The following is an 11765-nucleotide window of genomic DNA, read 5'->3' on the forward strand; positions in this document are numbered from 1 at the left end:
CTGCCTGCGGCCGCGGGCAACAAATGTTACGTGATCAACTTCCCTATCTGATCACTTTTTTGCAAAAAGTTGCGTGCGCCATTTATCTATTACTGATTGCAACACACCGTCCGCGACGGCACTCTGTATGCATAACCAGTATTTGATCCCCTTGCGCCATGGCCAATCCCCTCGACGATCCTCTCTATTACCTGCATAACTTCCGCCAGGTGCTGCTCTGGCTGGGGCAACGCTATGCCGATTTGCTCGATCCTGACGAACAGCATTTCATTCAGCAATTTGACAGGTTGCCGCAGGCGTCCCAGGCGTTATTGGTGCGGATGGTGATGCGCAAGGGCGTGCATTTTCGTGCGGGCAAGCTCAGTTACCTGGAGATCGGCTGCCCCCATGCGGCGGCCGGGCCGCTGCTGGAACTGGGTTGGGTGGATGATCAAAGCCCGCTGGCGTTTGAAGCGCTGTTTGCGTTGCTGCAAAAGGGCGAAATCCTCAGTGCCTTCACGCCATGGATCGACCAGCCCAAGGCCAGGAAAACCGACTGGCTTGAAGCGCTGACCACACAGTTTACCGACAGCCGCAGCTTTGCCCAGTGGTGCCCCGACCTCGCCGACACGCTGTACAGCCTCACCGTGATGGACCTGTGTGACCGCCTGCGCCTGATGTTCTTCGGCAACCTGCACCAGGACTGGTCGGAGTTCGTGCTGGCTGACCTGGGCATCTACACCTACGAAAAAGTCGAGTTCTGTGCCGAGTCCCGTGGTTTGCGCCATCGTGACGATGTGCACGGTTTTCTGTTTCTGCACCAGTGTCAGCAGGCGTTTGAAGCCGGGGAGGCCGTGGAGCACGTGCTGGCGCAAATCGCCACGCTCAATACCGACAACCCCTGGCTGGAAAAACGTCGGGCCAAGCTGCTGTTCCAGGTCGGCCAGTATTGCGAGCGCAGTGCCGAGTTGAGCCTGGCCGCGCAGATCTACCGGGCGTGCGCCTACCCCGGCGCGCGTGCGCGACTGATCCGCGTGCTGGAGCGTCAGGAGGATTATCCGCAGGCGATGGCCCTGGCCTGTGTTGCCCAACAGGCGCCGGAAAGTGCCGCCGAGCAGCAACACCTGCTGCGTGTAGTGCCACGCCTGCAGCGCAAGCTCGGGGAGCCGACCTTGCCCAAGGTCAAGCCACGGGCCGTCACGCGGCTGGACTTGGCGCTGGCATTGCCGGAACCGTTAATGTCGGTGGAATACTGCGTGCAGGCCCACCTGAGCGAGCCCGATGCCCCGGTGCATTACGTCGAAAACGGCCTGATTAACTCGCTGTTCGGCTTGTTGTGCTGGGACGCGATCTTCGCGCCGCTGCCGGGAGCGTTTTTTCACCCGTTCCAGCGCGGGCCAGCGGACCTGCACAGCGAGGATTTTCATCAACGCCGCGCGCCGCTGTTTGCTGCCTGTTTCGAGCAACTGCTGGATGAACGCTACAAGACCACCATTCGCCAGCGTTACGTGGACAAATGGGGGATTCAGTCGCCATTCGTGTTCTGGAACCTGCTCAGCGACGAGCTGCTGGAACAAGCGCTCACCTGCTTGCCGGCGCAACACCTGCGCTATTGGTTTGAACGCCTGCTGCTGGATATCCGCGCCAATCGCGCCGGTATGCCGGACCTGATCCAGTTCTGGCCCGCGCAAAAAACCTACCGCATGATCGAAGTCAAAGGCCCAGGCGACCGCCTGCAAGATAACCAACTGCGCTGGCTGGAATTCTGCGGCGAGTACCAGATGCCGGTCACTGTCTGCTACGTGCGCTGGGCGGAGCAGCCCGCTTGAGCTACAGCGTAGCCGTGCGCGCGCTGTGCGAGTTCACGGCCAAGGTCGGTGACCTGGACCTGCGCTTTACCCCGTCACCCAGCGCCCAGGAAGGCATTGTCGGGCACCGCACGGTCGCGTCCCGGCGCAGCGCGCACTACCAGAACGAAGTCGCCCTGGAAGGCGAATACCTGCAGCTCAAGGTGCGGGGCAGGGCGGACGGCTACGACCCGGACAGCAACCGCCTCGAAGAGGTGAAAACCTATCGCGGCGACCTCGACGCCCAGCCCGCCAACCACCGGCAACTGCATTGGGCCCAGGTCAAGGTGTACGGCTGGTTGATGTGCCAGAAGCTCGGGCTCTCGGAGATCGACCTGGCGCTGGTGTATTTCGACATTATTGGCGAGGGTGAAACCCTGCTGCACCAACGGTTTCAGGCGCCAGAGCTGGAAGCGTTCTTCAACCAGCACTGCGCGTTATTCCTGGAGTGGGCGCGCAAGGAAATGCAGCATCGCGACGCCCGTAACGGCGCAGCGCAAACCCTGGCGTTCCCCCATGCAGATTTTCGCCCTGGCCAGCGCGCCCTGGCAGAGTCCGTCTACAAAGCCGTCAGCACCGGCCGTTGCCTGATGGCCCAGGCGCCCACCGGCATTGGCAAGACCGTCGGCACGATCTTCCCTCTGCTTAAAGCCCTGGCGCCCCAGCAGCTGGACAAGGTGTTCTTCCTCACCGCGAAAACCCCGGGCCGCAAACTCGCCCTCGACGCCGCACACGTGCTGTACGACAGCCAACCCGACCTGCCGCTGCGCGTGCTCGAACTGGTGGCGCGGGACAAGGCCTGCGAACACTTGGACAAAGCCTGTCACGGCGATTCCTGCCCCTTGGCCAAGGGTTTTTATGACCGCCTGCCTGCCGCGCGCGAGGCTGCCTCCAAGGTGCGCCTGCTGGACCAGCGCAACCTGCGCGACGTAGCCCTGGCCCACACCGTGTGCCCGTATTACCTGAGCCAGGAAATGGCGCGCTGGACCGACCTGGTCGTCGCCGACTACAACTACTATTTCGACTTCGGCGCCATGCTGTTCGGCCTCGCCCAGCTCAACCAGTGGCGCGCCGCCGTGCTGGTGGACGAAGCCCACAACCTGGTGGAACGCGCGCGCTCGATGTACAGCGCCAGCCTCGACCAGTACAGCCTCAAGACCCTGCGTGACACCGCGCCCGAGCCGCTGAAGAGACCCTTGCAGCGACTTAACCGTGAATGGAATGCGCTGCACAAGGATCAAGTTGCGCCGTATCAGGCCTATGCCGCCCGGCCGGAAAAACTGCTGCAGGCCCTGAGCCTGTGTGTCAGCGCCATGGGCGATTACTTCAACGACCACCCGGAGTTTCTCAGCGGTGACCTGCAGGCCTTCTACTTTGAAGCCCTGCAATTTGCCAAGGTCGCCGAGCTGTTCAATGAGCACTTCATCTTCGACATCAGCAAGCGCCAGTTCAGTGGCAAACGCAGCCGTTCAACCCTGTGCCTGCGCAATGTGGTGCCCGCCGAGTTCATTCGGCCCCGATTGACGGCGGCCCGCAGCAGCGTGCTGTTTTCCGCCACGTTAAGCCCACGGCATTACTACGCCGACCTGCTCGGCCTGCCGGCGGACACGGCATGGATCGACGTGGAGTCGCCCTTCAAGGCCGAGCAATTGCGCGTGCAGATTATTGACCGCATCTCCACACGCTTCGTGCATCGCCAGGCTTCGCTGGAGCCTATCGTGGCCTTGATTGCTCAGCAGTTCGCCGAGCAACCGGGCAACTACCTGGCGTTTTTCTCAAGCTTTGACTACTTGCAGCAAGTAGCGCAGTTGTTGGCAGAACGGCACCCCAAGATTGCGCTGTGGCTGCAATCGCGAGGCATGGCCGAGGCGGAGCGCCAGGCGTTTCTCGACCAGTTCACCCAGCACAGCCAGGGCATCGGTTTTGCCGTGCTGGGCGGAGCGTTCGGCGAAGGCATTGATTTGCCCGGCGCACGCTTGATCGGCGCGTTTGTGGCGACCTTGGGGCTCCCGCAGTTGAACCCGGTCAATGAGCAGATGAAGCTGCGCATGGGCGCGATTTTTGGTGCCGGTTACGACTACACGTATTTGTATCCCGGCATCCAGAAGGTCGTGCAGGCGGCGGGGAGGGTGATCCGCAGCCAGCAGGACCAGGGCGTGGTGATGCTGATCGATGACCGTTTTGGGGAGCCGCGGGTGCGGCAGTTGCTCCCCAGGTGGTGGTTGATCGGCTGAGCCCATGTGGGCGCATGAGTAATAGCGCGGGTCGTAACTAGCCGTTCAAGACGATTGGCGTTGGGCGATCAACAATGTCAATACCTGCGAGTAGCGCACCCGATGCCCGGGCTCGCGATGCGTCCAATAAACACTTACGGTGTGGCCGAGGTTATCCTTCGCAAAGCGGGCCGGCACAGTGAGTTGCCCATTCCCTGGGTTTGGGACGGGAATTTCGATCCGCGCTCGGGGGCCTACCCAGTGCAACCAGGTGTTGTCGGCAACCGGGGTATCTTGAAGGGTTACACGTATGCCATCCGGTACATCGTCGGGGTCGAGCTTGTGCCCAGAGACATTGGCAACGATCGGCGGGTTCATGGGCGGCTCCAGAGGGCCGACTTGCAGGTGCAAGCGCCGTGACTCACCCAATAACAGTGGTGGTTCTTGGGCCTCGTAATACAACTGTGCGAGCCCTCCTTTGAAGCGTTCCAATTCGTCGACAGGCACCAGGAATTCAAGTTGCCCGCTTTCTCGCGACTCGCCGGCGCTGCGGCTAAAACGGTACTCCACTGCGCCATTGGGATCGGGCCGCAGCAAGACCAGTGTGACCAAGGTGCCAGCTCGCCACCCGCTCGCGTAAGGCATGGTGACCTTTAGGTCGGCTCCGTCGAGATCAAGGCGTCCCTCTTTGAGGGCATTCTGTATTTTGGCGGCCGGCCATTGCGTTATAGGCCCTTGTACGGTTGCACAACTTGCCGGGGAGTTCAGCACGCCGTCACGCTTTTCCAATCGGTAGGATGCTGTCAAGTGACCCTGGCCCAGCGTCCGGGCCTCTGAGTTGGGCAGGGTGAAATAGTAGGTTTGGCCTACCCTGTTCACAAGGCGCATTTCGCTATAGCTGATTGCCCGTCCTTGAGCATCGGTGGTGTGCCAGGAAAAATGTATTTTGTCGTTGACTTCAAAAAAATTGCTCGCCGCAAACACATACGCCAATACGTCATCATCTGCCAGGTGCTCAAGCTCGATCTCTGCGGTGGCCGGGTCCATTTGCTCGATGGTTGGCGGTACTAACTTGTTGCTATGCACGTAGACCTTCACATAACTCGGTGCCGACCACCGTGCCGAAGCATCCATCAGGTTGCCCGTGAACCCACGCGCTTGAACCGTGACCAGCAAGGCTTTGCTGTCCTGGCCCTTCATGATGGTTGCATAGGGAACTTGAAGCATAACCGGCAAACCCTCGCGCCCTGGCTCGACCCAATACAGAATCTGCTGATCACCCCAGCACAGGCGGATACAGTCATGGGCCGCCATATGCCGGTAGGGTTGCAGCAAAACTTCGATGTGCTCGCGTGCTCGCTCCTCGCTGACGCCACTGATCACCACGTCCAGAGGGAGGTTGATGACCAGGCCCTGATGGCCGGGCTGAGCAGGGTCGGGGTCTTTGTTGGCGGGGGTTTCCAGGTTCACGCCCAAACGCAGGGGAGCAGTGGACTCCCCGGTAAGGTTGATGCGGCACACCAGAGGGTCGATCCAATCGGGGTTAATGTAGCGCGCAGGCAGAATCAGGGGCAGGCGCCCGTGAGGCAAGTCGCCGCTTGTGACAAACGTATGGGCGACGGGCAATAACCCGTTGTTGCAGTACAGCTCAAGCAATTGACCTTCGTGAGCGTTAGCGGGCAAGGGCGCATACACCACCAACGGGTGGTCGACACTGCGCTGGCCGAGGTAGCCGTCTGCGTCTGTATCACCCTCCCGGGGAGGGAACAATGCTGGTATCGAGAGTGCGCCCCAAGCTGCATCGTGTTCCTGCGAATTGCGTGATTTGCTGGACATACCATAGCTCCTGTTTGAGGGCAGCCTTATTTACCGAAGCGTATGTCCTGGCGGCGCGACTCGTTGATGTTCGGTGAGCTTGCTTTGGTTTGTTTGGACCGGTAGACGAAATAAATCTGTGCGGTGAGCCCCGCGAACTTTTCCAGATCGGCCTTTTCAACCAGGCGCTTGACCGGTGAATTTGCAGGCCAGGACGTACCGACGACGCGCGTGTCGCTATACATGATTGCTTCCTGATTTGGCTTCACATGGAGGATGACGATGGTGAGTTCATCCGTGGGCTTACGCCACTCATACCAGGGGCAGACGAAGACGAGGGAGCTCGGTATTGGGTCCACGACATGACCTTCGTATTTTTCAAAAAACGGAGGGTCAATATAGATGACTTGGCCCACGACCTTGGCCGAGGTTTGGCGGGAGTACACTTCGTAGGGTTCAGCTGTTTTTCTCAATACAAAACTGGCTACCATCCGCCCTTCGATGGCGGCGCGGACAATACTGTGAGGCACCTGGTGTATTACCGGTCGGCCGGCCCTGGTAATTTTTTCAAATCCACGGTGCACCACTACACCTCCAAGTTTTGGATATGCGCGGACGGTTATATCGTAGAGGTCGTCGATGAAGCCTACCTCGTCGCTGGTATAACACTCCAAGTCCAATGGTTCGCCATTGAGCCGCTCCAGGTCGATAAGGCCTTCGGGGTCATTCGTTAACATTGCCGGGCCGTCCACCTTGGATTCGTCCGTATCTACCGACACGGTCACGGTCGCTGACCCTGGCGTTGAGACGTTCCCGACAAAGTCGACAAGCATTAAATAGACACCCAAGCTGAGATCGTCTCCCCCTTCAACAATATCGGCATGGGTGATTTTGATCGTGGTAATTTGCTCCACGCCTGCAATTGGCTTGATGATCTCAAGGCTGCTCCAGCGAATATGGATTTTGTCCAAGGTATGCATGTTGGGGTAGGGCTGGACGGTTATGTCAACGCCACGGGCGATATTCGCGGGTGTGATTTTTTTCTCCGATAGCTCGAACTTGATCTTTGGATGACCTTCCTCAGGTCCATTGTGAGGCCCCGCAGGCAGGTCAGTTTTAATCGCTGTCACCAGTGCGGTAGAAATCTGATAGTCGTGTCCACCTTTAAAGTACACGGCGTAGACCAGAGGGTACGTGCCATCCGGCAGGTCTGCCTTTTTCAACGAAAAGTAGTAAGTGCTCTCGTTTTCGGCATCTTCTTTCGACAACGTCGCGCGTGCCAGTGAGGCCAACTCTCCCGGGCCTTTCAGGTAACCGACGTGAATGACATCACCCTCTGCAGCCTCCCAGTTCTTGTGTACCGATACCCTAAGGTCATATTCAATCAGCCAGGCAGGGATACCAGCGTCATACCCCTGGATATCTCGGGTGGCGCCTGGAATGAACAGGCGATCGAGGCTTTTGGGGTTTTTACTTTCTCCGAGTACCAAGGTCTTTTTTGATGACACGCCTGCTTTGGCGTTTTTATTTGCAGGCACGCTTTCTGTCTGGGTTTTCTTGGCTGGCATGATCGTTCTCCTGATAAAGGCCGATGCACGTGACTGCAAGAAAACGCGTGCGTTATAAGCACATCAAACAACTGAAATGGAGTGTCGTCTACTGTCAGAGTTGACAGGTAGCGACCAGTGGTACGGTGCCAGCCAGAGGGATACCGACCACTCGTCGGCACCTGTTAATTCTGACAGTAGGCAAACAGAAACTTTCGGCGTTTGATGCACGTAAGCCACCCGCGAACCGCTGCAAGGAATCTCGCCATGCCCAAGAAAAAAGCTTCGAACCTCCTGGCTCCCATTGTCGAGCCACTGTTGGAACCCCTATCCAAGGCGATGTCGACGGCTCCCATGGAGGCACCGGCCTGGCGCATGCTGAGCCGCCCGTCTACACACTGCCGGTGCCCCTCCCTTTACCGATATTGATCCAGGCCACCGGCTCGGGTGATTCGGTGACCCTCGCCCCCATGAGCGCGACAGGCGGCGCCACGGTTCGGGTGCAATACTCACCGATGTCCATCATCGAAAGGCTCACGGTCATCATGGATGGGGCTGCGGGTTGGGGGGGGCCGAGGATTGCCGAGAAGAATGGTGTGGTCACCGGCGTGGTGGACTTCCCAATACCCGCTATAGCCATTGGCGTAAACATCGGGAATGCCAACAAAACCTGCTCCTTCCAATACACAGTCTCGCGTCCCGGCTCGGTTGTGCCGTCGGACTTGTTGACGGTGACGGTGACGGTGACGCCGATTCCACAGGGCAACTTGCCGTGGCCGCTGATCGACGGCATCGACACGGGCGGAACGCTGAATGTCACTGGGTTTGGAACCGCTACGCGGTTGAGTCTGGCGGCGTACCCCTTCCAGGAAGCCAATACGCAACTTATCTGGCTGACCTATAAAGGGACCAACAGTAGTAACCAGGCCGTCGAGCTTGAGCCTTGGACTGCTGCAAACAATCCCCATTCAGGAGCGTGGAGTCAAAACCCCGACAACCACGCTTGGTTTAAAACGCTCAAACATGGAACGCGGTTGACGATCGAAGTGCGTATTGCCTTTGACCGGGTGGACAATAAGGCGAATGCCGTTCTTCTTCGGACGACTGTCTACACTGTTGCAAATCGATAATTTCGCGACTTCACTGACTATCGTTTTGATCGTTCCCACGCGCAACAAAGGAATGCCGCCCAGGACGCTCCGCGTCCGCTCTTAAAGTCGTTACGCGGAGCATCACAGGACGCATCCCCTACAGAGCGGGGTAACGGTCCTCAACCCTTGGTTTTTTTGAGGTCGCGACTGGCCAGCATGGCGTGCCAGCGTTACAGGCTGTGGGCGGCGGCGGGGGTAAGCGTGAGTTCGGACATGTCCTGTACCTGTTCTTATGATGGGGAGGCATTTCACCTGCCCAACATAAGAGCGGTACCCAATCAGGGTCAATCACCCCAATTGACAGTTAAGTGACTGGCGTGAACTCAGACCATCTCCAGATAAGAACTATGAATCGCCCGCGCCAACTCCCGCACGGTATCGATAAACTCCGTCAAACGGGCATGCAGCCCATCTTCCAGAATCTCATCAATCCCCGTATACCGCAGCCGCGCTTCGAACTCTGCCGCCAACCGCTGCGCCTCGCGGCCATAACTGCCTGGCAAGTCCGCGAGGATATGGCTCAACTCCTCGATACACGCATGCAACGAGCGCGGTACGTCACTGCGCAACAGCAGCAGTTCGGACACCGACCGCGCATTCAGCGCATTTGGATACAGTTCGGTATAGGCCTCGAATGACGACAACGCGCGGAGCAGGGCGCTCCACTGGTAGTAACCGCGTGCCGACAAGTCACTGACTTCTTCCGACTCTTCGCCAAACATCTCGTAGCGTGCATCGAGCAACCGCAGGGTGTTATCCGCCCGCTCGACAAAGGTGCCCAAGCGAATAAACCGGTAGGCGTCATTGCGCATGATGGTGCCGGACGTCGCCCCACGGAACAGGTGCGAGCGCTGTTTGACCCAGTCACAGAAGTGGCTGATGCCATGCCGCGCCAGGCCACCGGCGGCGATGCTGCGCATTTCCAGCCAGGTGGCGTTGAGGTTTTCCCACATGTCGGCAGTGATGCGCCCGCGCACCGCGTGGGCATTGCCACGGGCAGCGCGCAGGCAGTTGTAGATGCTGGCGGGGTTTTCTTCGTCGAGGGCGAAGAAGTGCAGCATGCGCTCGGCGTCCAGCTGCTTGTGGCGCTCCAGGTAACTGTCGAGGGTGCCGCTGCTGAGCAACGACATCGCCAGTTCGTCCAGGCCATCGGTGTGCCCGGCCTGGGGCATCAACGACAGCGAATAACTGACTTCCAGCATGCGTGCCAGGTTCTCGGCGCGCTCCAGGTAACGGGACATCCAGTACAGATCTGCGGCGGTTCTACTTAACATACTCAGCCCTCCACCACCCAGGTGTCCTTGGTTCCGCCGCCTTGCGACGAGTTGACGATCAATGAGCCTTCACGCAGCGCAACTCGCGTAAGGCCACCGGGCACCAGGCGGGTTTCCTTGCCGGAAAGCACAAAGGGCCGCAGGTCGATATGCCGGGGCGCGATACCGTTTTCGACAAAAGTCGGGCAGGTAGACAGGCTGAGGGTCGGTTGGGCGATGTAGGCGTGTGGGCGGGCCTTGATGCGTTGGCGGAAGTCCTCGATTTCGGCGGCGGTGGACGCCGGGCCGACCAGCATGCCGTAGCCGCCGGAGCCCTGGGTTTCCTTGACCACCAGTTCCGGCAGGTGGGCGAGCACGTGGGACAACTCGTCCGGCTTGCGGCACTGGAAGGTCGGTACGTTTTGCAGGATCGGTTCTTCGTCCAGGTAGAAACGGATCATTTCCGGCACGTATGGGTAGATCGATTTGTCGTCAGCCACGCCGGTACCGATGGCATTGGCCAGCACCACGTTGCCGGCGCAATAGGCCGCCACCAGGCCGGGCACGCCCAGCATTGAGTCCGGGTTGAACGCCTGTGGATCGAGGAACGCATCGTCGATACGCCGATAGATCACGTCCACGGCCTTGGGGCCGTCGGTGGTGCGCATGAACACCTTGAGGTCGTGCACGAACAGGTCGGCGCCTTCCACCAGCTCCACGCCCATTTCCCGGGCGAGGAAGGCATGTTCGAAGAACGCACTGTTGAAGCGCCCCGGCGTCAACACCACCACATTGGGGTTGTCCAGGCGGCTGGAGCTTTTCAGGGTCTTGAGCAACAGGTTGGGGTAGTGGTCCACCGGCGCGATGCGCTGCTTGGCGAACACTTCGGGGAACAGGCGCATCATCATCTTGCGGTCTTCGAGCATGTAGCTCACGCCGCTGGGGGTGCGCAGGTTGTCTTCGAGCACGTAGTACGTGCCGTCGCCGTCGCGCACCAGGTCGACACCGGAAATATGCGAATAGATGTCGCGGTGCAGGTCCAGGCCGACCATCGCCTTCTGGTAACCCTCGTTGCCCAGCACCTGGTCCGCCGGAATGATCCCGGCCTTGATGATGCGCTGGTCGTGGTAGATGTCGGCGAGGAACATGTTGAGCGCGTTGACGCGCTGGATACAGCCGCGTTCGATCACGCTCCATTCACTGGCGGGGATGCTGCGCGGGATGATGTCGAAGGGGATCAGGCGCTCGGTGTCCTGCTCGTCGCCATAGAGGGTGAAGGTGATCCCGGCGCGGTGGAACAGCAAGTCGGCTTCGCGGCGACGCTGGGCCAGCAGTTCCGGCGGCGTATTGGCCAGCCAGCGGGAGAAGTCCTGATAGTGCGCACGGCAGTCGCCGTTTGCGTCATTCATTTCATCAAAGAAAGATCGAGCCATTCCAGTACCTTGTCAGTGCCGAGGGGTGCGTTGGGGTGGCACTGCCGCTTTAAAAAACGCATTTTTTTATGAGCCCGTGGCTGATCGTGCCAACAGGCCTGGTCCTTACTTTCTTATGGGGTCGGCTCTGGGTCGGGGGGTAACGAATGCTCCTGTATCCAGGCATGGCAGGTGGGTGATGAATGGTTTAAGCAATGCTTGTGCCGAAACACGTCCAACGGCGGTGATTACCTTGCAATGGGGGAACTTGGAGCGGCGAGCAAGCCTTTGTGGCCGCGGGTTTCATGTGGCAAGCCCGTTTCATGTGGTGAGTGGGCTTCATGTGGCGAGCGGGCTTGCCCCGCGTTGGAGTGCGCAGCGCTCCCGCTTTTTCTGGGGCCGCTGCGCAGCCCAACGCGGGGCAAGCCCGCTCGCCACATGAAGCCCGCTCGCCACATGAAGCCCGCTCGCCACGAGGAGCCCGATCTCCACGGGAAACCCGCTTACTGCAGAACCTTGCTCACGACAGAAGCCCGCTCAGGGAGCGG

The 11765-nt window shown here is 59.5% G+C and carries 7 protein-coding genes; 3 read left to right on the forward strand and 4 right to left on the reverse strand.

What is annotated here, in order from left to right:
* The first annotated feature begins 158 nt into the window (after positions 1-158).
* Together ACR52_RS17070 and ACR52_RS17075 are read left to right on the forward strand one after the other, a co-directional pair.
* Positions 159-1808: a VRR-NUC domain-containing protein gene (locus tag ACR52_RS17070; protein WP_048726604.1), complete on the forward strand. Its 1650-nt coding sequence runs from the start codon at positions 159-161 to the stop codon at positions 1806-1808.
* Entirely contained in the window at positions 1805-4060 is a 2256-nt protein-coding gene (locus ACR52_RS17075) for an ATP-dependent DNA helicase (protein ID WP_048726607.1), read from the forward strand. Before ACR52_RS17070 ends, ACR52_RS17075 begins: the two co-directional genes overlap by 4 nt.
* Before the next feature lie 45 nt (positions 4061-4105).
* Here the strand turns inward: ACR52_RS17075 and ACR52_RS17080 are convergent, their stop codons facing one another.
* Both ACR52_RS17080 and ACR52_RS17085 read right to left on the reverse strand, forming a co-directional pair.
* Complete coding sequence (locus ACR52_RS17080; RefSeq protein ID WP_048726611.1) at positions 4106-5875, reverse strand: hypothetical protein; 1770 nt, start codon at positions 5873-5875, stop codon at positions 4106-4108.
* Positions 5876-5901: 26 nt separating this feature from the next.
* Positions 5902-7422 (reverse strand): hypothetical protein, encoded by a 1521-nt coding sequence (locus ACR52_RS17085; RefSeq protein ID WP_048726614.1) that lies wholly within the window; start codon positions 7420-7422, stop codon positions 5902-5904.
* Between the two features lie 494 nt (positions 7423-7916).
* Here ACR52_RS17085 and ACR52_RS17095 point away from each other — a divergent pair, with 494 nt between their 5' ends.
* Positions 7917-8531 (forward strand): hypothetical protein, encoded by a 615-nt coding sequence (locus ACR52_RS17095; protein ID WP_048726620.1) that lies wholly within the window; start codon positions 7917-7919, stop codon positions 8529-8531.
* A 344-nt stretch (positions 8532-8875) separates the two neighbouring features.
* On the opposite strand, the gene ACR52_RS17100 is transcribed toward ACR52_RS17095, so the two are convergent.
* On the reverse strand, positions 8876-9826 hold the full coding sequence (locus ACR52_RS17100) for an alpha-E domain-containing protein (protein WP_048726623.1): 951 nt from the start codon (positions 9824-9826) through the stop codon (positions 8876-8878).
* Positions 9827-9828: 2 nt separating this feature from the next.
* On the reverse strand, positions 9829-11238 hold the full coding sequence (locus ACR52_RS17105; RefSeq protein ID WP_048726625.1) for a circularly permuted type 2 ATP-grasp protein: 1410 nt from the start codon (positions 11236-11238) through the stop codon (positions 9829-9831).
* Positions 11239-11765: the final 527 nt, after the last annotated feature.

Origin of the sequence: Pseudomonas fildesensis (assembly GCF_001050345.1) — a bacterium.
Classification (GTDB): domain Bacteria; phylum Pseudomonadota; class Gammaproteobacteria; order Pseudomonadales; family Pseudomonadaceae; genus Aquipseudomonas; species Aquipseudomonas fildesensis.

Excerpts from the sequence above, each read along its gene's own strand:
- ACR52_RS17070 (WP_048726604.1), top strand. The coding sequence starts at position 159 with ATGGCCAATCCCCTCGACGATCCTCTCTATTACCTGCATAACTTCCGC.
- ACR52_RS17080 (WP_048726611.1), bottom strand. The coding sequence starts at position 5,875 with ATGTCCAGCAAATCACGCAATTCGCAGGAACACGATGCAGCTTGGGGC.
- ACR52_RS17085 (WP_048726614.1), bottom strand. The coding sequence starts at position 7,422 with ATGCCAGCCAAGAAAACCCAGACAGAAAGCGTGCCTGCAAATAAAAAC.
- ACR52_RS17095 (WP_048726620.1), top strand. The coding sequence starts at position 7,917 with ATGTCCATCATCGAAAGGCTCACGGTCATCATGGATGGGGCTGCGGGT.
- ACR52_RS17100 (WP_048726623.1), bottom strand. The coding sequence starts at position 9,826 with ATGTTAAGTAGAACCGCCGCAGATCTGTACTGGATGTCCCGTTACCTG.
- ACR52_RS17105 (WP_048726625.1), bottom strand. The coding sequence starts at position 11,238 with ATGGCTCGATCTTTCTTTGATGAAATGAATGACGCAAACGGCGACTGC.